Raw genomic sequence first — 23,719 nt, 5'->3', positions numbered from 1 at the left:
AACCCCCCCAGTCGCCCCCCCCGGCGCCCCCCCCCCGCCCCACCCCCCCCCCCCCCCCCCCCCGCGCGGGGGCGGGCGCCCCCCCCCCCCGCCCCGCCCGGCGGGCCCCCCCCCCCCCCCCCCCCCCGCCCGCCCCCCGCCCCCCCCCCCCCCCCCCCCCCCCCCCCCCCCCCCCCCGTTCCGGGGGAGAGGGAGACGGTCAGGCGTTGAACTCGATGACGCCGCGCAGGTTCTTGCCGGCGTGCATGTCCGCGTAGCCTTCGTTGATCTGGTCGAGGGTGTACGTCTTGGTGATCAGCTCGTCGAGCTTGAGGTGGCCCTGGCGGTAGAGGTCGAGCAGGAGCGGGATGTCACGGTGGACCTGTACGCCGCCGTACACGTTGCCGCGCAGGGTCTTCTGGGTCAGCGTGAACATCGCCAGGTTCATGTTGACGGTCGTCGACGCCACCGGGGAGACCGAGGTGATCACGGTCGTGCCGGCCGGGCCGGTGAGATCGATGATCTCGCCCAGCTTGCTTCCGTCGCCGACGCCGACCGAGAGGATGACGGCATCCGCGCCGCGCCCCCCGGCGAGATCTGCGAGGATCGCCTGGGCCTCGTCGGTGGAGCCGACGGCGTGGGTGGCACCGAACTCGAGCGCCTTCTGGCGCTTCATCTCCACGGTGTCGACGGCGATGATGAGGTTCGCCCCGGCGTTCTTGGCGCCCTGGACCGAGTTGACCCCGACGCCGCCGCTGCCGATGACGACGACGTTGTCGCCGGGCTTGACCTCGGCCAGGTAGACGGCCGCGCCCCATCCGGTGGTGACCGCGCACCCCAGGAGGGCCGCGACGTTGAACGGGATGTCCTTGCCCATCTTCACGACGCAGCGCTCGGAGACGACGGTGGCGTCCGCGAACGTGCCGAGGTCACCGGTCGCGGAGATCTCCTGGCCGCGGGCGGTGAAGGCCTTCGGGCCCGAGCCGTAGTCCTGGAGCGCCGCGTTGAGGCAGAGGTTGGACCGACCTCGCGCACAGTTGCGGCAGTAGCCGCACGGCGGCTGGAAGATCAGGACGACATGGTCGCCCGGCGCGACGCGAGTGACGCCGTCGCCGACCGCCTCCACGACGCCCGCGCCCTCGTGCCCGCCGACCAGGGGGAGCGGCGTCGGCATGTCGCCGGTCACCGCGTGGTCGTCGGAGTGGCACAGGCCGGTCGCGTGGATCTTGACCCGAACCTGGCCGGGACCGGGGGCGGCGAGCTCGACGTCCTCGACGCTCCACTTCTCACCCGTGCCCCACAGAATTGCCGCTCTGGTGTTCATCGTTGCCTCTCTCGTGCCAGACGCTCCCGCGCCCGGCTTCTCATATTGTTCGAATAAAGCGAAACCTTCATGGGAAGGCGTCAGCGGTCTCGGACACGGGAGCTTCGACCCCGGGTCAGGACGAGAAGGACAGGCCCCGATAGCCGTCATCAGTGGCCGCGCGCACGCGCTCGCGATACTGCGGCAGCCCGCCGGCGTACAGCAGGTATGCGCGCTTGCGACCGGGAACGTTGGAGCCGAAGGCCCACGACTCCGCCGTCTCCTGGAGGGTGCCGACGATGCCGCCGTTGACGTGGTCGATCCACTCGTCCTCGGCAGCCTCGCTGGTGGCGACGATGCTGTGCCCGTGCTGCTGCGCGTGCCCGATGACCGAGGCGACCCAGTCGGCTTGGAAGTCGGTGATCCGAGGGATCGTCCCGGTCACGCTCTGGGCTCCGCCGATCATGAGGAGGTTGGGGAAGCCGGCGGTCATCATGCCGAACCACGTGCGCGGGCCGGCTTCCCAGTGCTCCTTGAGGCTGAGACCGCCCTCGCCGCGGATGTCGATCTTGTTGTACGACCCGACCACGGCGTCGAAGCCGGTGGCGAACACGATCACGTCGACGTCGTAGTGGCCGGCCTCGGTCTCGATTCCGGTCTCGGTGAAGCGGACCATCGGCTCCTCCAAGGTGGCGACGAGCGAGACGTGTGACTCGTTGAAGACCTCGTAGTAGCCGTTCTCCAGCGGGGGACGCTTCTGCCCGAAGCCGTGGTCGGTAGGGATGAGCCGATCAGCGACGACGGGGTCGTCGACACGCGCACGGATCCGCTCGGCGATGTAGGCCGTGCAGAAGTCGTTGGCGCGCTTGTCGAGCGCGACGTCGCGGAAGTTGCCCAGTGCCATCACCAGGCCGGGCGAGTCGTAGAGCTTCGCGAAGCGTCGGCGACGCTCATCGGGGTCGAGGTCCAGGGACGACTCCATCATCGGGCGGTGCGGCGAGCCCGAGGGGGAGAGCTGAGTTGCCTCGAAGATCTCGTCGATCCGGTTGCGGATGTCCTGCATCCGCTCGCTGGTGATGTCGAAGTTGTTGATCGGCGTGCACCAGTTGGGGCGACGTTGGAACACGACCAGGCTCTCGGCCTCCTTGGCAATGATCGGGATGATCTGCACCCCGCTCGAACCGGTGCCGATCACGGCGACCTTCTTGCCGGCGAAGTCGAGTCCGTCGGCCGGCCAGAGACCGGTGTGCGCCCATTCGCCGCGGAAGTCCTCCAGGCCCGGGATCTTGGGGAACGAGGGGGCGGAGAGGATGCCGAGGGCGGTGACGAGGTAGCGCGGTCGCCACACCCCACCGCTCTCGGTCGTCACCGTCCAACGCTGGTCCGAGGCGTCCCAGACGGCCGACGAGACCCGCTGTTCGAGATTGATCCGATCGCGGAGGTCGAACCTGTCGACCGCGTAGTTGAGATAGCGTTCGATCTCCGGCTGAGCGGCGTACTCCTCGCTCCAGTCCCACTCGTCGATGAGCTCCTTGGAGAAGAAGTAGCCGTAGGTGTAGCTCTCCGCATCGAAGCGGGCGCCGGGGTAGCGGTTCCAGTACCACACTCCACCCACTCCGGAGCCGGCATCGAGCGCCTGGACGTCGAGGCCGAGCTCGCGGAGGGTGTAGAGCTGGTAGATACCTGAGATACCCGCGCCGACGACGAGGGCGTCCAGCGTCGTCGGCGCGGTCTGTTGCTCCGTCACAGAGCTTTCCTCCTGTGCACTTGGCGAGCACGCCCGATGGTGCACTCGTGTTATTGATAGACGCCTAACATCATAGCGACATCATTGTAGGATGTGTAGCGCGGTCGGCCGCAGTGGCTCAGGACTGCTCCCGAGGCCCGGGCGCGAAGCGGAGGTGCACGTTCGTGGCGCCCCACGCCTGGCCGAGGTGCTCGTGCGGCGCGGGCTTGTCGGTGTCCAGCTCGAACCGGGGGATCCGCCGGTGCAGCTCCTGGAACGCGATCTTCAGCTCGAGGCGTGCCAGGTGGAGGCCCACGCAGCGATGGGTGCCGATGCCGAAGGCCAGGTGAGGCTTGGCCGGACGGTCGAAGATGACCTCGTCGGGCTTCGGGAAGTACTTCGGGTCGCGGTTGCCGGCGCTGAGCGGCGCATGAATCCGCTCGCCCTGGGGGATCTCGATGCCGCCGATCTCCAGGACATCCGCGGTGACCGTACGCGTCGGGACCGGCGGGGTGAACACCCGCAGCAGCTCCTCGACGGCCGCGTCCAGCGTGTCCGGCTCCGCGAACATCTCGGCCCACTGGTCCTGGCGCCCGGCGAGATAGAGCATCGAGCGGGCGAGCACGCTCTGCACTGTGTCGAGCCCGGCGAGCATCATCAGCAGGGAGAAGTCGAAGAGCTGGTCGTCCGTCATCGGCGCTCCGTCGATCTCGGCATCCAGCATCACCGACATGACGTCGTCCTTGCGGGGCGCGGCGCGCCACTGCGGGATCTTCTCGTCCATGTAGGCGGAGAACGCCTGGTGGGCCTGGCCGCGCGCCGCCAGGTCGTCCGCCTCCGACGCGCCGGCGACCCCGTGCATGATCACGTCGGCCCAGTGGTTCATCCGCTCGAGGTCCTCGCGCGGCCATCCCATGATCGCGAGCACGGTAGCGCCCGGGAACGGCAGGGCGAACCGGTTGCCGAAGTCGACAGTGCCCTCCTCGATGAAGGAGTCGATGAGGCGGTTACAGGCCTCCCGCAGCTCGTCCTCGAGCGCCATCACCTTGCGCGGTGCGAACTGAGGGTCGAGAAGCTGGCGATACTGCTTGTGCAGGGCACCGTCGAGCTCGATCGGAATCATCGCGTCCCGGGTGCCGCCGCGGTTGATCCCGTCGGGCTCGTTCGGGAAGCTGACCACGCCGCGGTTGTTGAGGCGCAGCAGCGCGGAGATGTCGTCATAGGTCGTGAGCACCCAGCAACCGTTGCCGCGGGCGGAGTAGCTCACTGGCATCTCTGTGCGTCGCTCCGCGAGCTCGGCGAGATGCTCCTCGATCGGACGGTCGGCGTACGGGTCGTAGTCCCTACGGTAGGCAGCGTGCAGCTGGTCGATCGCGACGTTGGACATCGAGGCTCCTGAAGATAGTTGCAAATTATGGTCAAACATCAATAAAGCCATCTTGCCGCAGGTAAGGAAACACGACAAGGGCTGCGCCGAGGCGGTCTATCCCGCGTTGTCGAGGGCCTGTTCCAGCAGCAGGAGGCACAGCGGGTCCTCGCCGACGCGGGCGGTGGTCAGGGCGCGCAACGTGTCGCGACCGAGGCGGGCGGCCAACAGCTCTGAGGCATCGGACACGAGTGCCTCGAACCCCGACCAGGCGGTCTCGTCGCGGCCCAGAGCCGCGCTCGGCATCGGGATCAGGACGGCCACCCTGGCGACCAGCTCCGCGGCGCTGACCAGGGGGGAGGTCGACGCCGGGCGGATCGTCCTGGTCGGCATGGCCGACTGCGGGCATTCGCTCCGGCCGAGGCCGCGCGGGTGTCGACCCCCGTGCGGCAGCGGCCGGGGGTCCGCCCGGTGGAGGCCTGTGAACGAGCCTCCGTCATCGTTTCGACCACGCCGGATCTGGCGATTCCGCACGACGTCGTGAGCACGACAGTCCATCTCGATGACCTCCACGTCGGTGTGTCCTGTGTCACCACGAACGATCCGTCAGTGGTCTTCGCCACACATGCGTAGAATTGCGTATCCGGCTACGTATGTGACGTCACTCACGTCGTCGCGATGTGCTGGTGGATGCCCTCAGGTCGGGTCCCGAGGGGTGTCCCGGCCGCCGAGTGTCAAGAGACTGAATGGATGGTGCGCAGGGATGGTGCGCAGAGACGCGCGACCCGGGGACTCACTGCCCGCCGAGGTCACCAGCTTGGTCGGTCGCCAGACCGAGACCGTCGAGATCAAGGGCCTGCTCACCCACTCTCGACTGGTCACCCTGTGTGGTCCCGGCGGTGTGGGGAAGACCCGTCTGGCACGTCACGTCGCCCGCGTGGTGCGTAGCGCGTTCGCGGACGGCGTCTGCATTGTTCCCCTGGCCGACCTTTCCCAGCCTGACCTGATCGCCGCTTCGGTGGCGGCCACGCTGGGTGTGACCCGTTCGTCCGGCGGCGACTTCGGTGGCGACGTGCAGGACCTGCTCGCCGCGATCGGCGACCGGCAGATGCTGCTGGTGCTGGACAACTGCGAGCACCTCGCCGACGCGACGGTGGATCTCGTCTCGGCTCTGCTGCATGGCTGTGGTTCGCTCCGGGTCCTGGCGACGAGCCGTGAGGCACTCCGGGTCGAAGGCGAGGCACTCTTCCGTGTGCCGCCGCTGGCACTCCCTGCGTCGGGAGCCGGCCTGTCGCCCGGCGCGGCCCGAAGCTATGACGGTGTCGCGCTCTTCCTCGAACGGGCGGGTGCGCTCAATCCGGACATCGCTGCGGGCCGCTACGACGAGCAGTCGGTGGTCGAGCTGTGTCGTGAGCTCGACGGTCTGCCCCTCGCCATCGAGCTCGCGGCCGCGGGCAGTCGCTGGCTCTCCGTGGAGTCGATGCTCACCCATGGCGGTGACCCGCTGGCTCCGGCGACCAGGGTGTCGAGATCGCGAGCGGTGCGGCACCGGTCGATGCGTGCCAGTCTCGACTACAGCCTCGACCTGTGCTCGCCGGAGGCTCGCACGCTCTGGGCGAGGTTCTCGGTGTTTCGTGGCGGGGCCACCCTTGCAGCTGTGCAGGCGGTCTGCTCGGACGCGAAGCTCTCCGCCGACGAGGTGTGGACGGCGTTGTGCGAGCTGGCCGACAAGTCGCTCGTGGTGCCGGACGGGTCGCGCTACACCATGTTGGAGACCATCCGGCTCTATGGCGCCCAGCGCCTCGTCGAGGCGGGCGAGGTCGAGGCCGTGCGGGAGGCTCATCTGCGCTACATGCTGCGCCTCGCAGAAGAGGCGCGGGCCGGATGGTTCGGCCCGCACCAGTCGCAGCTGCTGAGCCGGGTGCTCGCGGACCAGGCGAACGTGCGATCGGCCCTCGAAGGCGCTCTCTCCGGGGCGGGAAAAGCCGGCATCGGCCTGCGGATCGCGAGCTCGCTGTGGATGTTCTGGATCGGCTCGGGGCTGCCCGGCGAGGGTCGCCGATGGCTCGGTCGACTGCTGGCGGCCAGTGACCCGAGCGACCCGGAGCGGGCTCCGGCGCTCTGGATCCATGGATTCCTGTGCGCCGTCAACGGCGACACCCCCACCGCTCGAGACCTGCTCGCCGAATGCGCGCGTACGGCCGTCGCGGTCGGCGATGCCAAGACCGCCGCGCACGCCCGGAGTGCGCTCGGTATCGCCGAGCTCTTCGGCGGCCGGCTCGAGGAGGCGATCGATCATCTCGAGGTCGCTGTGGAGATGGAGCGTGCCAGCGCAGGCGAAGCGCCCTATCTGACCGATGCGCTCATCAACCTGGGCCTCGCGTACTGCTATCGGGGGCTCCTCGACGAGGCCCATGCGGTGCTCACCGAGGCCAGGCAGCTGTGTGCCGCCCATGGCGAGGGGCTGCTCCAGTCCTGGGCACTCGCCTTTCTGGGGCTGGAGGCGCTGCTGCGTGGTCAGGCGGAGACGGCCGCAGGCTTTGCGCGTGAGAGCCTGGTCCGCAAGCGCGCCATCAACAACGAGCAGGGCATGGTGTGGGCCATCGAGCTGCTGGCGTGGACGGCAGTGACGTGTGGGGACGCGCATCGTGCTGCGGTGCTGTTCGGGGTCGGCGAGGCTCGAGCGGAGGACTTCGGCCCGGCGTTCCATGGGTTCGCCGGAATGCACGAGTGGCACGACAAGTACGCCGCCCGAGCAGCCGAGATGCTCGGGACGTCCGCACACCGTTCCGCGCTGGCGCATGGCCGGCGGCTCACGTTGGACGAGGCAGCTTCGGTGGCCCTGGGAGAAAGTGTCGCGAAGGTCACCGGTGATCCGGTCCAGGAGCTGCCGCTGACCCCTCGCGAGCAGGAGATCGCCCGGCTGGTGGCGACGGGTAAGACGAATCGTGAGATCGCCGACGATCTGGTGATCGCGTTGCGCACCGTCGACACGCATGTGCAACACATCTTGACCAAGCTCGACTTCACCTCGCGCAGCCAGGTGGCTGCGCTGATCGCCACCTCCCGGTCTGCCGAGCCGTCCACCTCTGCCTGAACCGCCGCTTCCGGCTTCGCCTAATGATCATCGAAGCGGGAATATAGTTGTGTTTTAGTTGTGTCTGTCTTATGGTCAAGGCACCATGAATGATGCAGCGACCGCTCCGACGTCATCGCCGTCAGCCCCCCTCGCCGGGCTGCGGGTCCTCGACCTGTGCAGGGTCGTCTCGGGCCCCTTCGGCTCCCTGCTTCTTGCCGACCTGGGCGCGGAGGTGATCCGGGTCGAGTCGCTTCCCCGGCCAGGGTCCGCGGCCGAGATCGACCCGGCCCGGCTCAGCGAGGACGAGGCCTTCAACTGGGGGCTGAACCGCAACAAGCATTCGGTCAGCATCAACCTCAAGTCCGACGAGGGCCGGCGGATCTTCCATCAGATGGTGGCGCAGGCAGACGTCGTCGTCGACAACTTCCGCCCCGGAGTCACGCAACGGCTGGGTGTCGATCGCGAGTCGCTGTTGGAGTTCAACCCGTCGATCATCACGTGCTCGCTCACCGGGTTCGGTGGTGACGGGCCATGGGCGACGATGCCTGCCTACGACCCGATCGTCCAGGCGATGTGCGGCACGATGAACTACACCCGGCTGGGTGAAGGCATGTCGCCGGTGCGCTGGGGCATCCCGATCGGCGACCTCTTCGCCGGAGTCTTCAGCGCGATCGGCGTCGTCGCGGCGACGATCCATCGCGATCGGACCGGCGCCGGCCAGCACGTGGACGTCTCGATGCTCGACGTCATGCTCGCACTCAACACCTACCGCGTCCCCCAGGCGCTGACCTTCGGCCAGGAGCCGCTTCCCGCTCCCTTCGAGGGCGGCCAGGGGACCGTGCCGTTCGGCAACTTCGAGTGCAGCGACGGCTGGATCGCCACCTGCATCAGCCAGCGGATGTGGCCCGCCGCCGCACGTGTCATGGAGCGCCCCGACCTTCTCACCGACGAGCGGTTCAACACCGGGCCCGCTCGGCACGCGCATCGCGACGAGCTCGTGGCGCTGCTGCAGGACGTCTTCAAGCAGCGCAGTGCCGACTGGTGGCAGGAGAACCTGATGGCCGCCGGCGTCGTGTGCGGCAAGGTCACGCAGGTCGCCGATGTCTTCCGTCATCCGCAGGTCCAGACGCGCGGCATGGCGGTCGACCTCACCGACGAGCTCGGTCGTACGGCGACCGTCGTCGGCGACTCGCTCAAGTTCAGTGACGTCTCGGCATGGCGGGCGCCACGCCAGGTGGGCGCCGACACCGCGATGGTGCTGAGCGCGCTGCTCGGCGTCGATGGTGCCGAGCTGGAGCGTCTGGCCAGCGCAGGCATCATCCATTGCGGTGACGCCGGCGGAAGCGTGCCGCTGCGCGAGCGCACGGCTCCGGTCGGCGAGGTCGACCGTTCCCGGGAGGTCGGGCGCCCGTTGGAAGGTACGACGGTCCTGGAGATGAACGGCGACGAGCCGAGCAAGGCGTTCGCAGCCCAGCTGCTTGCCGACCTGGGGGCCGACGTCATCCGTGTGGAGCGGCCGTTCGGTCAGGTGATGGAGCCCTATCCCGACGAGAGCCGAGAGGCTTCCTTCCGCGCGGGGCTGAACCGCGGCAAGCGCAGCGTCGTCGCGGACCTCAAGACCGCCGACGGACTCGAGTTCCTGCTCGGGCTCGCCGGCCACGCAGACGTGATGATCGACAACTACCGTCCGGGTGTGCTGAAGCGGCTCGGGCTGGACTATGAGGCGCTCAGCGAGAAGAACGACCGGCTGATCGCCACCTCGATCACCGGCTTCGGGCATGACGGCCCGTGGAGTGCGTACCCGGCTTTCGACAACGCGATCCAAGCGCTGGGTGGCGGCATGAGCATCACCGTCGACCACACCCGGCCCGAGGTGCCGATTCGCTGGGGGAACCCGATCGGTGGGCTGACCGGAGCGATGTTCGCGGCACTGGGCACCCTCGGCGCTCTCCGCCTACGAAGCCTGCGGGGCCACGGCCAGCGGCTCGACATCAGCCTGTTCGACTCGCAGGTCGCCCTGTTGTCCTACCGTGCGCCCCAGGCGGTGACGGTCGGCAAGGAGTTCCTGCCCGAACCGCGCCGCGGCGGCACCGGATCCCTGCCCTTCGGCGTGTTCCGTACCGCCGACGACAAGTTCTTCACCATCTGCATCACCCAGCAGTTCTGGGCGAAGTTCTGTGAAGCGGCCGATCATCCGGAGTGGGTGGAGGACCCGCGGTTCGTCACCGAGCCGCTGCGCCGCGAGAACGAGGAGGACCTCTACGCGCTGGTGGAGCCAAGCTTCCTGGAGCGGACCGCGAAGGAGTGGGAGGCGCTCTACTACTCCCTCAAGCTGCCCGGCGCTGTCGTCCTGACCGTGAACGAGGCGTTCGCGCACCCCCAGGCGATCGCCCGCGGCATGCGTCTCCAGCTGTCGGATCCAGATGTCACCGGTGGGGTCATCGAGGTCGCCAACGCCCCGCTGAAGTTCAGCGCCACCCCTGAGCTCGCGCCGGCCGGCGCGCCCCTTCCCGGCGGTGACACGACCGCCGTGGCTGAGGAGTTCGGGCTGCAGGCGCCTGACGTCCAGGTGGCGGCGCCGTCCGCCCGCTGGCGCGACGCCCGCGTCTGACCGAAATCGTCGGCACGATGCTGGAGCAACGGGGGTTCCGGGGAGCGATGTAGCAGGCGCGGTACGACGGCGATGGCCGATCCGAGTCGGATCGGCCATCGCCGTACGTCGTCGTGCGGACCGCCGAGCGTTGTCGACTCGGCGCTCTCCTGATCAGCCGCGCGGCGCGAACGCAGGCACCGGGAACCCAGCGACGGTGCGGAACGCGGCGAGCGCGTCGAGGAGCAGTGTCTCGCAAGGGGCCGTGTCCACGTCGCGGGCGAGCGTGACCGCCAGGGTGGTCACCGACTCGGCGCAGAGGCGCCCGGTCGCGGCGGAGAAGCGCACGGTGGGCAACGGGGTGTGGCTTGTGGTCACATCGTCGGGGACGTAGGACCGGAGGCGCCGCGCCGTGGTGAGCACGAGCTCTTCCCAGGCCAGGTAGCCGAACGCGTCATGAGGAGCTGGGGGCTCTGGCAGCAGCGGCGCGACCTGTCGGGCCATCACCATCAGTCGCTCGTCGGCCACCGTGCGCCCCCTGTCGTGTTGCGGCGGTCGTTGTAACCGTCGTCACACACGCTACGGCGGCTCCGTGGATGCGTCAAGTGATGCCATTGACAAATGAGCATCAATGATGGAGGCTTGGGGTCAGCAGCAGAATGAGGAGTAGATGAGCACCGTTTCCGCCCGAGCCGAGCAGCGTCCTGGCGACGTCGCCGGCCATCTCCCGCGCCACCTGCGGACCGCAGGGCTGTGGGAACGGACGGACCCCGCCTGTGCCCGGGCGGCGGAAGAGCTGATGGGTCACCCCCGTCGGGTCGGCGTGCTCCCCTCGTCGGTGCGGGCCCCTGGCGTCGGACTGGAGGTGCTGGCCGGCCGGAGTGCAGTGGAGAGGTGACGGCTCGATCGCCGGATGATCCGCACGCGGCCGCTCGAGGCGTCGCGGCGGAGTGTTCTTATCTTGAAGTCGATGTGCTATCGTGCTTGTAGTTCGTTCCCGACCGTCGCCCGACCGGCGACAAAGGGTGCGACACGGGCGATACATCACTGGAGGATCAATGTCTCGAGACCGCACCGCACGCACGCGTATCCGGCAGTATCTCGCTGCCTCAGGGCCGATCGTGGACCCCTCCGGATACGCGACAGGCCTGCTCAAGGACGCCGTCGACTACTCCGGATCCTCGGTCGCGTTCATCCAGCTCATCGCCGCGATGGACCGCGATGGTGAGATCGAGCGTGAGATCGTCGGCAAGCGCACGTACAAGATCGAGGGGATCGGTGTCCCGGTGACGCCTTCGCCCGAGGCGCTGACCGCCAGTGGCCACAAGGCAACGGTCGTTGCTCCGGGGCAGCCCGTGATCGAGCTCGACTACAAGCGGCTCGCACAGGCGCTGGTCGCCGAGCTGCTCTCGGCGACGGCGCAGGCTCGCGGGACCTCGGGGACCGATACGGCCGAGGCTCCCAGCGCGGACCAGCTCGAGGTCGAGCGCGACGAGTACGCGCGTCGGCTCGAGATCGCCCGCAACCAGATCGACGAGTTGCTGGGTCAGCCGCTCGGTTCGGCTGCTCGCGGCGACGATGTCGTTGCGGGGCGCTCCACCGACTGACCCGTCGCCAGCTCGCGGCGGGACCTGTTGACCACCCGACCGCGAGGTAACGATGACTTCACGCCAGACTCGGATTCTGCTGGCGGCGCGCCCTGACGGTGCTCCGCGTCTCGAGGACTTCGAGGTCACCTCCGCCCCGATCCCCGAACCTGGAGCAGGCGAGGTTCTGGTCCGGACGTTGTACCTCTCGCTCGACCCCTACCTGCGCGGGCGCATGGGTTCCTCCGCCTCGCACTCCTCCTCGACCCCGCCGGTCGCCCTTGGGGCGGTGATGGAGGGCGGCGCCGTCGCTGAGGTCGTACGCAGTGAGGACCCGCACTTCGGCCCGGGCGACGTCGTCTCCGCAGCGACCGGTTGGCAGGAGTACGGCGTCGTCGCGGCCACGGCCGTGCGGCGCGTCGACCCTGATGAGGCGCCCGTCTCGACGGCCTTGGGCATACGTGGCATGCCGGGGCTGACCGCCTACGGCGCGATCCGGGAGATCGGGCGTCCGCAGCGGGGCGAGACGGTCGTGGTCGCTGCCGCGACCGGCGCCGTCGGTTCGCTCGCCGGCCAGATGGCCAGGCTGGCCGGGGCACGAGTCGTCGGCATCGCTGGGGGTGAGCGAAAGGCCGCCTGGCTGCGTGAGGCGGGATTCGACGTCGCTCTCGACCATCGGGACCCAGCGTTCGAGACTCGTCTCGCAGAGGCCACCCCTGACGGGATCGACGTCTACGTCGAGAACGTCGGCGGGCGAGTCTGGCAGGCGGTCTGGCCCCGTCTCAACAGGCACGCGCGAGTTCCGGTCTGCGGGGTCGCCGCGGCGTACAGCACGACCAGCACCCGAGTCGACACCGACGTCGCGGGGCTGATGTCGGGATTGGTGACGCGGAGCATCACACTGCGTGGGTTCGTCTTCAGCGACTTCGAGCATCTGCGGCCGACCTTCGAGCGAGAGGTTGCCGATTGGCTCCGCTCCGGAGCGGTGAGTCACCACGAGGACATCGTCGACGGGCTGGCCAATGCGCCGGCCGCCTTCCTGGGCATGCTTGCCGGTGAGCACCTCGGCAAACGCCTGGTCCGGGTCTCCGCGGGGTCCGGCTCCTAGACTCAGGCGAGCATCGCCTGGATCTCCGTGGTCGCCGTCTTGGCGGCCTCGGCCTCGGAGACGGCGATGCCGCCGGACTTGATCACACGTGCCACGCCGCGGCGTAGGTCGTCGCGATAGCGGGCCTCGATCACGTCGAACTCGAGGTTCTTCACGTAGATCCGCAGCCGATCGCGCAACGCACCGTCGGTGTGGGCCGCGCTGACGACCTCGGGGAGGAGGCTGGTGGAGACCAGCAGCGAGTGGGCGACCTTGCGTGCCCGCTCGTCACGCATGCCGAGCAGGATCTCCTGCTCCGAGGAGCGGATGATGTGGTCCTTCCACCAGTCGAACTCCTGCTCGGAATCGATCGCGACCAGCTCGACGTTCTGCTGGAGCAGCGTCCGGGTGAGACCGTCGACGGCGTACCGGATGTAGCTGTTGCGCTCCTCCGGCGCCAGGTCGGCCACGTAGGCCTGGAGGTCGCGCCTCGCGTCTGTCGCCGAGAAGCAGTAGCGCCGGATGCCGTGGATGTTGGGATCCAGGAGGCCGTACTCGTAGTTCATCACGCGGAACGGGTTGAGCCCGCTCTCCAGCTCGGCCGGGCGAGCCAGGTGCGCCGCGGAGGACGAGAAGGCCCACGGGTCGGTGGGCCGTGCAGTCCCGGTCATCAGGTCCTGGAAGATCGGGCCGCCGTAGAAGCGGTGGGGGAGCAGGGTGCCGGGACCGCGCGAGTACGCGATGCTCACGCCTGCGGCCTGGGCCTTACGCAGGAAACGGTTGTTGTCCAGATAGGTCAACGACGCGGTGAAGCGGGTCAGCGGCGACCGGCGCAGCTCGCCGAGGTGGAAGACGGCGTCGAGGAAGCGATCCACCCAGTCCTCGCCCCACACCTCGAGCGCGGCAGCTGCGATCTCGCGGCCGGTCTCGGTGTCGGGGCCGGAGTAGCGCGCGCCGACGGTGGCACAGCCGAACAGAGCCAGCAGCGCGGCCGCGGGGGAGTCGAACCCGGCTCTGCCGCTGGCCGACCGGATGAGCAGGCCCAGCGACGAGGTGAGCCGGCCGAACGCGGACGAGGTGTCGAGGGCGATCGCCGGTTCGAGCTGGGAGAGCAGCCGTAGCCCCTCGGGAGTGAACTCGCGCTGCTGCTCGCCGAGCCCCATCGACGCCATCACGAACTCGCCGAGGACCCGGGTCTGCTCGGGTGTGCGGCTCGGGTAGCTGTCGTCCTCCAGCGCGTGCTGGATCTCGACGGCCACCGGGGCGGCGGCGCTGCGGGCGACGAGGCCGAGGAAGTCGAGGAGTTCGCGGCGCCGACGGTTCGAGAACGGCACGTCGCGGGTCCGGCGGTTGGCCGCGATCGCGATCTCGGCCAAGGACACCATCGGACCGTAGCGGCCACTCGTGCCTGACCCGGCGTAGGAGTGCACCACACCGTTTCGCACCCACTGGTTGACCGCCTGGCGGCTGACGCCGACGGTGCGGGACGCCTCCGCCTGCGTGATCAGATCGACGGGCTCGTCGACGGCGGTGACCGACTTGGTGCGAAGCCGCTCTGCGGCACGCTCGAGCGCACGCACCAGTTCGGCGACGGGGACTGCGCCGCTCTCCCCGAGGGTGAGGGCGAGTCGCTCGAGTGCGATCGAGATGGACTCGTCACGTTGGTTCTGCATGATGGCTCGATCCTAGAGCGGCCACGCCTGAACCTGAGTCGAATCGCCCGAGGCCGACCATGGCATTCTAATTGTCGGTCAATGATGTTATCGGTCAGTATCGTCGCGCGCGCCCGGCGGGGCAAGGAGCAGTATCCTCTCGTCATTGCCCGTGTAACGGTGAGATCGCCTGGCGAGGCGAAACTATGTTTGTAATGATGGTTATATGACTTCCAATAGTGATTCTGTGTGCCGGGACGTGTTCGTCGGAGGCGACTGGCGCGCTGGCGGAGCCGGCGAGTTCGAGGTGCTGAACCCAGCCGACGGCAGCCTCGTCTCAGCGATCTCCGACGGTACCGAGGCAGACGGCACCGCTGCCGTCGACGCCGCGGCGGCGGCCCTGCCCGGCTGGGCGTCCACCCCGCCGCGTGAACGCTCCGAGCTCCTCCGCCGTACGTTCGAGCTGATGCTGCGCGACCGCGAGGAGCTGGCTGCGCTGATCAGCGCGGAGAACGGCAAGGCGCTCGCCGACGCTCGTGCCGAGGTGGCGTACGCCGCGGAGTTCTTCCGCTGGTTCGCCGAGGAGGCCGTGCGCTCGGCCGGCGACTACGGGGTAGCGCCGGCCGGCGGCAGCCGTACGATCGTCACCCACAAGCCGGTCGGCGTCGCCGCCCTGGTCACGCCGTGGAACTTCCCGGCGGCGATGGCTACGCGCAAGCTCGCGCCTGCGCTCGCCGCGGGTTGTACCACCGTGCTGAAGCCGGCCTCCCTGACCCCGCTGACGACGCTCGCCATCGTGCGCCTCATGGTCGAGGCCGGTCTGCCGGCCGGCGTCGTCAACGTCGTGCCGAGCAAGCGCTCCGGTCCGTTGGTGTCGACGTGGCTCACCGACCCGAGGGTCCGCAAGATCTCCTTCACCGGGTCGACCGAGGTCGGCCAGACCCTGCTGCGCGAGGCCGCGGGCAGGGTCCTGAACACGTCGATGGAGCTCGGCGGCAATGCGCCGTTCGTGATCACCGAGGATGCGGATCTCGACCTCGCCGTCGAGGCGGCGATGGTGGCGAAGTTCCGTGGTGGCGGCCAAGCCTGCACCGCTGCCAACCGGTTCTACGTCCATGCTGACATCGCCGACGCCTTCGTCGAGCGCTTCGGTGCGGCGATCGAGAAGCTCAGCGTGGGGCCGGCGGCCGAGGGACACGACATCGGTCCGCTGATCTCCGCCGACGCCGTTGCCGACGTCTCCGGTCTGGTCGACAAGGCCGTCGCGGACGGTGCCCGGATCAGTCACCGGGCGACGGCTCCGAGCGGCACCGGCTTCTACTACCCGCCGACCCTCCTTGTCGATGTGAAGCCCGACTCCGCAATCGTCGCGAACGAGATCTTCGGACCGGTGGCGCCGATCGTCACCTGGACCGACGAGGCCGAGATGCTGCGCATGGTCAACGACACCGAGATGGGGCTGGCGGCGTACGTCATCTCCGGCGAGCTCGGCAGGGCGCTGCACATCTCCGAGCGGATCGACGCCGGCATGGTCGGGGTCAACCGCGGTCTCGTCTCCGACCCCTCGGCGCCATTCGGCGGGATGAAGCAGAGCGGCCTGGGCCGCGAGGGCGCCCGCGCCGGTCTGGAGGAGTTCCTCGAGACCCAGTACTTCGCCGTGCACTGGCCGGCGTGACAACCGATCCGAAGGAGAACCACGATGAGTGACATGCTGCAGGACAGGCTCGACATCGAGAAGGCGCTGCGCCACTACGCGATCGGGCTCGACGAGCGTCGCTGGGAGGAGTGGGACCTGGCCTTCGCCCCGGAGGCGGCGATCGACTTCACCCCAATGGGCGGCAAGCGCGAGACGCCGGACGAGATGCGTGCGCGGCTGAGCAAGCCCGATCCCGCTTGGCTGTTCGCCCAGCACCCGCTGTACAACACGGTGATCGAGCTCGACGGCGACACCGCGACGGCCTTCTCGCACTACCAGATGGAGACCGGACGCCGCGGTGACGCCGAGGGCGAGATCATCCGGATCTCGGGCGGGGGAGCCTACGAGGACACCCTCGTACGCACAGCGGCCGGCTGGCGCATCACCGAGCGCAAGGTCTTCATGAAGTGGAAGGAGACCCGGCGGGTGAAGGACGAGGTCACCCGCGGCTGAGGATGCGACGCGCCCGTGCCAGCACGGGCGCGTCGACCATTGCGCCGTCGACGACGACCACGCCGCCACCGCCTGCCGTCATCGCCTCGACGATCCGCCTCGCCCAGGCGATCTCCTCCTCGGTCGGGGAGAACGCGGCATTCACGGTCTCGACCTGGCGCGGATGGATGCAGAGCTTCGCGGCGAGGCCGAGCTCGCCGGACACCGCCAGGTCGGCATCCAGCTGAGCGGGGTCGTCGAGCCGGACCGTGACGCCGTCGATCGGCCCCGGAAGCCCGGCGGCCGCCGAGGCCACGACCAGCCGGCCGCGGCTGTAGGCCATCGCTGCGTACGATGCATGGTCGACGCCCAGCTCGGCGGCGAGGTCGACGGTGCCGAGGGCAAGTCGCGCCACACCCTCGACCGCCGCGATCGCGTCGGCGTCGCGTACGCCGACGGCGGTCTCGACGAGGGCGATCACCGGCTCCCCGGCGAGCCGGGTGACGGTGTCGGTGACCGCGGCGGCCGAGTCCGACTTGGGCAGCATCACCGCCGCGCCGGTCCCGGCCAGTGCGGCGACCTCGGAGTCATGGGTCGGCGTACCGACGCCGTTGATCCGGACGGCGGCGCGGTTGCCCTCGGCAAGCCAGGCCAGTACGTGGGTGAGTGCGGCCTCCTTGGCTGCCGGTGCGACGGCGTCCTCCAGATCGAGGACCACGACGTCGGCGCCACTGGCCGCTGCCTTGGTGAACCGCTCGGGGCGATCACCGGGGACGAACAGCAGGCTGCGGGCACCGGCGACGTCGATCGTGGCGCTCATGCGAGCACTGCCGTGAAACGCCAGTCGAGCACGGGGCGGATCTCGTCCTCGGCGCCGCGGGCATTCACCTGTGAGCGGAGGTGGACCAGGCCGCCACCGCCGGGCAACGGCTCCAGCCGGGTGACCGACAGCGTCGAACCGAGTGCGTCGTCCTCGTGCACGGGTCCTACGTGGTCGCAGCCCTCCCAGCCGGTGACCGTCACCATCGACGGCAGCGCCCGTGTCGCCTGGTGGAAGGCCAGCCCGATGGTGTGACCGCCGTAGACCAGGCGCCGGCCGCCGGCTGCGGCGGCATCGTGATGCACCGCCGCGAGATTGCCGGTGAGGCGGGCGAGCTCCGGAGCGCTGGAGACGACGTCGCGGCCCTCGATCGTCCAGGTCTCGCCGAGCTCGAGGTCGGCGAAGTGTCGGCCGGAGACGTGCGAGCGGAACGCGGTGAGGTCCCAGGCGGCCACCGGTGCGGTCAGGTCGGCGCGGCCGGGTGCGCGGCCGATCGCGTCCAAGTCGTCGCGTCGTGCGAGGGCCGGCGCGTCGTGCGAGGAGAGCGGGATCATCGCGCACCGCCAGTAGTCGAGCACCGGGCGGTCGAGCTGGTCGCTGGTGACGATGTGCAGCGCCACCAGACCGGTGGGTCGCCGACCCGGTTTGCGACTGGTCTCACGCAGGCCGTCCACCGTGGTCACGGTCCGCAGCGTGTCGCCGGGCGCGGGGAAGCGACGGAACGCGAGGCCGCGGTAGAACAGGTTGGCCTTCACGTGCTGGGTCACCGCCGTGGACTGACCGATCGAGACGTCCCACACCAGCGCCGGGGAGATCAGGCCGGAGGAACCGGTGACCTGTCTGGCGAGCTCGTGGTCCAGACCGAGCCGCAGCCGGTTGCCCACGATGCCACGGTGAGTGGCGGCGAGGCCGTCCGTGAGGGTCAGCGCCGGGGCGTCGTCGAATACCTGGCCGACCTCAAGCTCGTCCGCGTACGGCCCGCGGATCACGTTCGTGGGGATCGGGATGCTCACGCTCACGCATCCTCCAGGATGAGCTTGGCCGCATGCCAGGCCAGCGCCTGGGTGGGAGCGGAGGTGTTGCCCGAAGGCTGCCGGGGGAAGACCGAGGCGTCGACCACGCGGACGCCCTCGACGCCGCGGACGCGCAGGCGGGAGTCGACCACGTCGTCGCTGTCGGGACCGATCGCACAGCTGCCCAACGGGTGGTAGCCCGAGGAGCCGGAATAGAGACCCAGACGTTCGAAGTCTGACTCGGTCCGGACGTCAGGTCCGGGGGTGCGCTCCTCGGTGACGAGGTCGGCCACGGGCCCGCTGGCGAACAGCTCGCGCATCCGGCCACCGACCTTGGACAGGATCCGGCGGTCGTCCTCGGTGTCGAGGAAGTTGGGCTGGATCGCCACCGGATCGTCGGGGTCCGCACCGGTGATGTGGATGTGTCCCCTGCTGGTCGGCCGGAGCGGATAGGCGGCCACCATCAGACCGGGCTCGTCCTCGACGGAGAGCTTGTCGTTGTGCATGGTGGCGGCCTTCATCGAGATCGGGTTGAAGAACCCGATCGTGTCCGGCCGCGCGGACGTCTCGTCTGCCTTGAAGTAGATCAGGGAGGTGGCCGATCCCTGGGCGATGATTCCGTTGCGACGCAGCAGATACCTCGCCCCCTGGGTCATCCGCTTCATCGAGCTGTCGACCAGGGGGTTGAAGCCGTTCTCCGCGGGCGTCGTGCCCTTGATCCGGTACATGAACCGCAGGCCGCGGTGCTCGTTGAGTCGCTCCCCGACGTTCGGGCTCTCGGCCACCTGCTTGACCCCGGCAGCGGCGAGGATGTCGCCGCGACCGATGCCCGAGCGCTCCAAAAGGACGGGGGAGTCGAGCGAGCCGCCGCAGACCAGCACCTCGCGCCTGGCCTTGATCTCGATCGTCGAGCCTTTGCGGCGCGCCTGGATGCCCACAGCACGGGTGCCGTCGAAGAGGATCCGGCTCACGTCGGTGCGGGTCATGACAGTGACGTTGGAGCGCCGCATGGCGGGCCGGAGGAAGGCGTTCGCCGCGGTCACGCGCAGGCCGTGACGGGTGGAGAACTGGGTGTAGCCCGTACGGACGTCGTCAGAGCCGTTGATGTCCAGCACCCGACGTGCACCGAGCGCCGAGGCCGACTCCATGAACGCCTCCGAGACCGGCTCGGTCGGTGCGGTCAGCTCGACGTTGACGGGACCGTTGCCGCCGTGCAGGTCGGAGGCGCCGAGCTGGAAGGACTCGATCTCGCGGTACGCATTCAGGAAGGTGTCCCAACCCCAGCCCTCGTTGCCGTCCTCGACGAGGCTGTCGAAGTCATCGGCCCAGCCGCGGTTCCAGACCAGACCGTTGATCGTGGTCGAACCACCCAGGACGCGTCCGCGCCACCAGGCGTCGACCGAGCTGTCCGGACCGAACGGTCCTGCGGTGAACTTCTTGGCGTACCTCGGCGAGTGCATCGTGAAGTAGAAGCCCTTGGGCACCCGGTGCATGGGGTTGCGGTCGGTCCCGCCGGCCTCGATCACCAGGATGCTGGCCCTCGAGCCGGCCGAGAGCCGGTCGGCCAACACCGAACCGCCGGCTCCGGACCCGATGATGATGTAGTCGAACTCCACGTTGATGGTTCCTCTCGTTCCTGCTTGGGTGCGGTGCGCTGAGGCTCAGGCCGGCGCCAAGGTGTCGAGCACCTGGGCGGCGATGCGGTCGAAGTGCTGAGCAGCGGTGCCAAGGGTGAGGGCGTCGGTCGTGGCGCGCTTGAAGTAGAGCTGTGGCGAGCCCTCCCAGGTGAAGCCGAGCCCGCCATGCATCTGGATGGCGCTCGCGCTGACGAACGAGTAGGCCTCGCTCGCCAGGGCCTGCGCCAGGCTCGCCGCCAGCTCGGGATCGTCGCTGCCGTCCATCAGCGCCCAGGCGCCGTGGTACGCCGCCGATCTCGCCGTCTCCACCTGGACGAGCATGTTCGCGCACCGGTGCTTGACCGCCTGATAGGCACCGACCGGCTGCCCGAACTGCTTACGTGTGCTGACGTGCGCGACGGTGGCATCCAGCATCCGCTGGCTGCCACCGACCTGCTCCACGGCGAGCAGCACCGACGCGACCTGGGCGGCCCGGGTGACGGCCGCAACGGCCTCGGCGCCGGTGGCGAGCAGGCGGGCGGGGGTGTCGGCGAAGGTGATCCCTGCCTGGCGACGCGTCATGTCGAGGGTGTTCAACGGCGTACGCTCCAGGCCCGTGGCCACGCCTTCGACGGCAAAGAGCGCAGGACCGGACTCGGTGGCGGCCAGGACCAGCAGGATGTCGGCCGTGCCACCGTCTGGGACCTGGGAGACCGAGCCGTTCAGGGTCCAGCCGCCCTCTCCGCCAGCAGCGCTGACCGTGATCGCGGCCTCGTCGAGCGTGCCGTCGGAGAGAGGCGCGACGAGCGTGGCGACCTTCTCCCCGCTGCACAGCGGGGGGAGAAGATCGGTCTTGGCGCTCTCATCGTCGATCGCGACGAGAGCAGGCATCGCGAGAGCGAGCGTGCCGAGCACGGGGCCACAGACGAGGGCTGCGCCGAGCTCCTCGACGACGATCGCCTGAGCGACCAGGCCGGCGTCGTCCCCGCCGTACGCCTCGGGGACGGCGAGGCCGAGCACACCGATCTCGGTGCCCAGTCGGCGCCACAGGGCCGGGTCGTGGCCGGTCTCGGTCTCCATCGTCTCGCGCACCGCAGACTCCGGGGCGAACTCGGAACAGAACTCGCGCACCATCGCGCGCAGCTCGGTCAGCTCTTCGCTGAACTCGAACTCGGGGGTGAGGAGTGTCATCGGGGGATGTCCTTCCAGGCGATTCCCTTGTCGGCACGGAGCTCCTGCGGGAGCTTGAGTACGCGCTCACCCAGGACGTTGCGGAGGATCTCGGAGGTGCCGCCCTCCAGCGTGGTGGCACGAGAGCGGAGGTACTTGCGCTGGATCGCGGTCGGGCCGGACTCGTCGTCGGGCGCGTCCAGCGAATAGGTGTCGATCAAGGTGCCCTCGGGGCCGAGCAGCTCGATGCAGAACTCATAGATGTTCTGGGTCAGCTCGGAGTTGAGCAGCTTGAGGATCGCGCTCTCCGGGCCGACGACGCCCTTGGAGGCCGTCACCTTCGCCCGGTTGCCGGTCAGGCGCTGGCTCTCGGCCCTGGCCCACAGCCGGACCAGGCGTTCGCGCAAGATCGGGGTGTGCTGCTCGGGATGGGCGGCCCAGAGCTCGAGGGCATCGCCGATCGCGCCGCTGCCGCGGGCGGCGACCCGGTCGCCGAGCGAGTTGCGCTCGTCTCCCAGCGTGCTGTTGGCGACGATCCAGCCTTCGCCGACGTCGCCGAAGCGCTGGCTGTCGGGGATGAACACGTCGTCGAGGAAGACCTCGTTGAATGCCGCCCGCCCGGTCAGCTGACGCAGCGGCCGGACCTCGATGCCCGGGGTCTCCATGTCGACGATGAAGTAGGTGAGTCCCTTGTGCTTCGGTACGTCGGGGTCGGTCCGGGCCAGGAGGATCGCCCAGCGGGACAGGTGAGCCAGGCTGTTCCACACCTTCTGACCGTTGACCCGCCAGCCGTCGCCGTCACGTACGGCGCGGGTGGCGAGACCGGCGAGGTCGGAGCCGGCACCGGGCTCGCTGAAGAGCTGGCACCACTTCTCCTCGCCCGTGGCGAGGGGCCGTAGGAGCCGGCCGGCGAGGGCGTCGTCGGCGTACCGACGGATGGTGCCGGCCACGATGCCGTAGCCGATCGTGTTGACGGTTCTAGGCTCCGGGCCCCCCGCGTCGCGCAGGATCCGGTTGGCGACGGCCTGCAACGACCGGGGGGCGTCCATCCCGCCGAGCCCGACAGGAAAGTGCACCCAGGTCAGCCCGGCGTCGTACCAGGCGCCCATCAGCTCGGGCAGAGAGGTGGTGGGCGGCGGATGCTCGGCGACCACCCGGCGGGCGGCATCCTCGACCAGGGTTCGGCTGTCGGTCTCGGTGGACGCTGTTGTCATGGTGATCCTTTGTGACGGTGGTGCTGATCGATGCGACCCTATCTTGTTCAAGATACCTTTAACAGGTGAGTAGGATCACTGCAATAGCATTGCGATGGTGGCTCGCTCAGGCGAGCACGGCGTCGCCGACCCGCTTTCCCGGGGTGAAGCTCACCGGGAGCGACTCGGGGCCGACCACGGTCGGGGTCTCGAGGCTCTGCACCCAGGTCATGGGGCCGGCGGGCCGCAGGTCGGGCAGTCGGGTGACCAGCGCAGTGAACATGGCGACGAGCTCGGCGCGGGCCAGGTGCGTGCCGAGGCAGAAGTGCCGTCCGGCTCCGAAGGACAGGTGCGGGTTGGGTGAGCGGCTGATGTCGAACGTGTCGGGGTCGCTGAAGACCTCGGGGTCACGGTTGGCCGCTCCGTAGTAGACGGCCACCTTCTGGCCCTTGCGGATCTCGACACCGCCGATCACGGCGTCAGCCTGCAAGGTGCGTCGCATCGAGACGATCGGTGGGTCGAACCGCAGGATCTCCTCGACGGCCTGTGGAACGAGACTGGGGTCCTCGACGAGCGCCCGGTGTGCCTCCGGGTTCTCGAAGAGACGCTGCATGCCGGTGGCCAGGGCGTTGCGTGAGGTGTCGCTCCCCGCGCTGACCAGCAGCTGGAAGTCCAGCTGGAACTGGTAGTCGTCGAACGGGATGTCCATCACGACGCCGTTGGCGATCCGGGTCAGCATGTCGTCGCGGGGCGTGTCGAGGCGCTCCTTGCGAGCCTCGTCCGCCCACTGGTACATCGTGGTCGCAGCGGCGAGACCCTCGCCGCTGGTCTGGTCCGCCCCGCGGGCCAGGGTGGCGGCGGCCTCGAACATGACCAGCGACTTCTCCCGCGGCAGCCCGATCAGGTCGGCCATCACGAAGCTGGCCATCCGACCCGCGATGTCCTCGACGAAGTCGCACTCGCCCTTCTCGATGACGCGGTCGATGATGTCGTCGACCAGCTCCTCGAGCCGTTCCTCGCCGGACCGGACCGCCAGCACGCCGAGCTCCGGGCTGAGGAACTTGCGGTGCTCGGTGTGGTGCGGCGGGTCGGAGAAGATGAGGTGCTTGTGGGTCTCGTCTCCTGCGACGGCGGCGTCGTTGATGATCACGGTCGGTGCGTTCGCGAAGGTGTCGGAGTCGGTCTCGACAGCCTTGACGTCGGCGTAGCGGGTGATGGCGAAGTAGCCGGGGCCGCCGTAGGACTCCTCGTGCCAGTGCACGGGGTCGTTCTCGCGCAGGTAGCGGTAGGCGTCGTAGGGCGGGCCGGAGGCGAACGTGGTCGGGTCGAGAAGGTTGATCTCCATAATGATGGAGCCTACCTTTTTAAATAAGGTTGTACTAGTGTTCTAACCTAACTGGAACATCCCTTA

19 protein-coding genes are annotated in these 23,719 nt (G+C 69.0%); 7 read left to right on the top strand and 12 right to left on the bottom strand.

Annotated elements, in window-relative coordinates:
* Nucleotides 1-199: 199 nt before the first annotated feature.
* The 4 genes from ACIRON_RS18720 to ACIRON_RS18705 all read right to left on the bottom strand — a co-directional run bounded on the left by ACIRON_RS18720 (nt 200) and on the right by ACIRON_RS18705 (nt 4,767).
* Nucleotides 200-1,303 (bottom strand): NDMA-dependent alcohol dehydrogenase, encoded by a 1,104-nt coding sequence (locus ACIRON_RS18720; protein WP_402994254.1) that lies wholly within the window; start codon nt 1,301-1,303, stop codon nt 200-202.
* 115 nt (nt 1,304-1,418) lie between these two features.
* Nucleotides 1,419-3,029 (bottom strand): flavin-containing monooxygenase, encoded by a 1,611-nt coding sequence (locus ACIRON_RS18715; protein WP_402994252.1) that lies wholly within the window; start codon nt 3,027-3,029, stop codon nt 1,419-1,421.
* Nucleotides 3,030-3,147: 118 nt separating this feature from the next.
* Nucleotides 3,148-4,395, bottom strand: a complete 1,248-nt coding sequence (locus tag ACIRON_RS18710) for a cytochrome P450 (protein ID WP_402994250.1) — start codon at nt 4,393-4,395, stop codon at nt 3,148-3,150.
* Between the two features lie 96 nt (nt 4,396-4,491).
* Complete coding sequence (locus ACIRON_RS18705) at nt 4,492-4,767, bottom strand: hypothetical protein (RefSeq protein ID WP_402994248.1); 276 nt, start codon at nt 4,765-4,767, stop codon at nt 4,492-4,494.
* Nucleotides 4,768-5,137: 370 nt separating this feature from the next.
* Here ACIRON_RS18705 and ACIRON_RS18700 point away from each other — a divergent pair, with 370 nt between their 5' ends.
* On the top strand, nt 5,138-7,471 hold the full coding sequence (locus ACIRON_RS18700) for an ATP-binding protein (protein ID WP_402994246.1): 2,334 nt from the start codon (nt 5,138-5,140) through the stop codon (nt 7,469-7,471).
* Nucleotides 7,472-7,556: 85 nt separating this feature from the next.
* Nucleotides 7,557-10,064: a CaiB/BaiF CoA transferase family protein gene (locus ACIRON_RS18695; protein WP_402994244.1), complete on the top strand. Its 2,508-nt coding sequence runs from the start codon at nt 7,557-7,559 to the stop codon at nt 10,062-10,064.
* Nucleotides 10,065-10,217: 153 nt separating this feature from the next.
* On the opposite strand, the gene ACIRON_RS18690 is transcribed toward ACIRON_RS18695, so the two are convergent.
* Complete coding sequence (locus tag ACIRON_RS18690) at nt 10,218-10,571, bottom strand: hypothetical protein (RefSeq protein WP_402994242.1); 354 nt, start codon at nt 10,569-10,571, stop codon at nt 10,218-10,220.
* 142 nt (nt 10,572-10,713) lie between these two features.
* Here ACIRON_RS18690 and ACIRON_RS18685 point away from each other — a divergent pair, with 142 nt between their 5' ends.
* From ACIRON_RS18685 to ACIRON_RS18675, 3 genes are all read left to right on the top strand, one after another.
* Nucleotides 10,714-10,941 carry a hypothetical protein gene (locus tag ACIRON_RS18685; RefSeq protein WP_402994240.1) on the top strand — a complete coding sequence of 76 codons (228 nt, stop codon included), beginning with the start codon at nt 10,714-10,716 and terminating at the stop codon, nt 10,939-10,941.
* A 160-nt stretch (nt 10,942-11,101) separates the two neighbouring features.
* A complete protein-coding gene (locus ACIRON_RS18680) occupies nt 11,102-11,650 on the top strand; it encodes a hypothetical protein (protein ID WP_402994238.1) in 549 nt (182 codons plus the stop codon).
* Nucleotides 11,651-11,702: 52 nt separating this feature from the next.
* Nucleotides 11,703-12,737, top strand: a complete 1,035-nt coding sequence (locus ACIRON_RS18675; protein ID WP_402994237.1) for an NADP-dependent oxidoreductase — start codon at nt 11,703-11,705, stop codon at nt 12,735-12,737.
* 2 nt (nt 12,738-12,739) lie between these two features.
* On the opposite strand, the gene ACIRON_RS18670 is transcribed toward ACIRON_RS18675, so the two are convergent.
* Entirely contained in the window at nt 12,740-14,389 is a 1,650-nt protein-coding gene (locus tag ACIRON_RS18670; RefSeq protein ID WP_402994235.1) for a hypothetical protein, read from the bottom strand.
* A gap of 205 nt (nt 14,390-14,594) precedes the next feature.
* Here ACIRON_RS18670 and ACIRON_RS18665 point away from each other — a divergent pair, with 205 nt between their 5' ends.
* A complete protein-coding gene (locus tag ACIRON_RS18665; RefSeq protein ID WP_402994233.1) occupies nt 14,595-16,043 on the top strand; it encodes an NAD-dependent succinate-semialdehyde dehydrogenase in 1,449 nt (482 codons plus the stop codon).
* A 24-nt stretch (nt 16,044-16,067) separates the two neighbouring features.
* Entirely contained in the window at nt 16,068-16,517 is a 450-nt protein-coding gene (locus ACIRON_RS18660; protein WP_402994231.1) for a nuclear transport factor 2 family protein, read from the top strand.
* Here ACIRON_RS18660 and ACIRON_RS18655 read toward each other — a convergent pair.
* The 6 genes from ACIRON_RS18655 to ACIRON_RS18630 form a co-directional block, all read right to left on the bottom strand.
* Entirely contained in the window at nt 16,504-17,316 is an 813-nt protein-coding gene (locus tag ACIRON_RS18655; RefSeq protein ID WP_402994229.1) for an HpcH/HpaI aldolase/citrate lyase family protein, read from the bottom strand. The genes ACIRON_RS18660 and ACIRON_RS18655 overlap by 14 nt on opposite strands.
* A complete protein-coding gene (locus tag ACIRON_RS18650; protein ID WP_402994227.1) occupies nt 17,313-18,329 on the bottom strand; it encodes a MaoC family dehydratase in 1,017 nt (338 codons plus the stop codon). Before ACIRON_RS18650 ends, ACIRON_RS18655 begins: the two co-directional genes overlap by 4 nt.
* Nucleotides 18,330-18,331: 2 nt before the next feature.
* Nucleotides 18,332-19,945, bottom strand: coding sequence for a GMC family oxidoreductase (locus ACIRON_RS18645; RefSeq protein ID WP_402994225.1), 1,614 nt, complete (start codon nt 19,943-19,945; stop codon nt 18,332-18,334).
* 45 nt (nt 19,946-19,990) lie between these two features.
* A complete protein-coding gene (locus ACIRON_RS18640; RefSeq protein ID WP_402994223.1) occupies nt 19,991-21,136 on the bottom strand; it encodes an acyl-CoA dehydrogenase family protein in 1,146 nt (381 codons plus the stop codon).
* Nucleotides 21,133-22,329 carry an acyl-CoA dehydrogenase family protein gene (locus ACIRON_RS18635; RefSeq protein WP_402994221.1) on the bottom strand — a complete coding sequence of 399 codons (1,197 nt, stop codon included), beginning with the start codon at nt 22,327-22,329 and terminating at the stop codon, nt 21,133-21,135. The genes ACIRON_RS18640 and ACIRON_RS18635 overlap by 4 nt, the downstream gene beginning before the upstream one ends.
* 106 nt (nt 22,330-22,435) lie before the next feature.
* Nucleotides 22,436-23,653 (bottom strand): cytochrome P450, encoded by a 1,218-nt coding sequence (locus tag ACIRON_RS18630; RefSeq protein ID WP_402994219.1) that lies wholly within the window; start codon nt 23,651-23,653, stop codon nt 22,436-22,438.
* Nucleotides 23,654-23,719 lie beyond the last annotated feature (66 nt).

Origin of the sequence: Nocardioides sp. NPDC101246, from assembly GCF_044767415.1 — a bacterium.
In the GTDB taxonomy this organism is placed as follows: Bacteria; Actinomycetota; Actinomycetes; order Propionibacteriales; family Nocardioidaceae; genus Nocardioides.
Note: the sequence above shows the minus strand (reverse complement) of the source record. Positions and strands in the feature narration are given on the sequence as shown.

What these genes read in the sequence shown, in the direction of transcription:
- ACIRON_RS18720 (WP_402994254.1), bottom strand. Translation starts at nt 1,303, where the DNA reads ATGAACACCAGAGCGGCAATTCTGTGGGGCACGGGTGAGAAGTGGAGC.
- ACIRON_RS18710 (WP_402994250.1), bottom strand. Translation starts at nt 4,395, where the DNA reads ATGTCCAACGTCGCGATCGACCAGCTGCACGCTGCCTACCGTAGGGAC.
- ACIRON_RS18705 (WP_402994248.1), bottom strand. Translation starts at nt 4,767, where the DNA reads ATGCCGACCAGGACGATCCGCCCGGCGTCGACCTCCCCCCTGGTCAGC.
- ACIRON_RS18700 (WP_402994246.1), top strand. Translation starts at nt 5,138, where the DNA reads ATGGTGCGCAGAGACGCGCGACCCGGGGACTCACTGCCCGCCGAGGTC.
- ACIRON_RS18695 (WP_402994244.1), top strand. Translation starts at nt 7,557, where the DNA reads ATGAATGATGCAGCGACCGCTCCGACGTCATCGCCGTCAGCCCCCCTC.
- ACIRON_RS18685 (WP_402994240.1), top strand. Translation starts at nt 10,714, where the DNA reads ATGAGCACCGTTTCCGCCCGAGCCGAGCAGCGTCCTGGCGACGTCGCC.
- ACIRON_RS18680 (WP_402994238.1), top strand. Translation starts at nt 11,102, where the DNA reads ATGTCTCGAGACCGCACCGCACGCACGCGTATCCGGCAGTATCTCGCT.
- ACIRON_RS18675 (WP_402994237.1), top strand. Translation starts at nt 11,703, where the DNA reads ATGACTTCACGCCAGACTCGGATTCTGCTGGCGGCGCGCCCTGACGGT.
- ACIRON_RS18670 (WP_402994235.1), bottom strand. Translation starts at nt 14,389, where the DNA reads ATGCAGAACCAACGTGACGAGTCCATCTCGATCGCACTCGAGCGACTC.
- ACIRON_RS18665 (WP_402994233.1), top strand. Translation starts at nt 14,595, where the DNA reads ATGACTTCCAATAGTGATTCTGTGTGCCGGGACGTGTTCGTCGGAGGC.
- ACIRON_RS18660 (WP_402994231.1), top strand. Translation starts at nt 16,068, where the DNA reads ATGAGTGACATGCTGCAGGACAGGCTCGACATCGAGAAGGCGCTGCGC.
- ACIRON_RS18655 (WP_402994229.1), bottom strand. Translation starts at nt 17,316, where the DNA reads ATGAGCGCCACGATCGACGTCGCCGGTGCCCGCAGCCTGCTGTTCGTC.
- ACIRON_RS18640 (WP_402994223.1), bottom strand. Translation starts at nt 21,136, where the DNA reads ATGACACTCCTCACCCCCGAGTTCGAGTTCAGCGAAGAGCTGACCGAG.
- ACIRON_RS18635 (WP_402994221.1), bottom strand. Translation starts at nt 22,329, where the DNA reads ATGACAACAGCGTCCACCGAGACCGACAGCCGAACCCTGGTCGAGGAT.
- ACIRON_RS18630 (WP_402994219.1), bottom strand. Translation starts at nt 23,653, where the DNA reads ATGGAGATCAACCTTCTCGACCCGACCACGTTCGCCTCCGGCCCGCCC.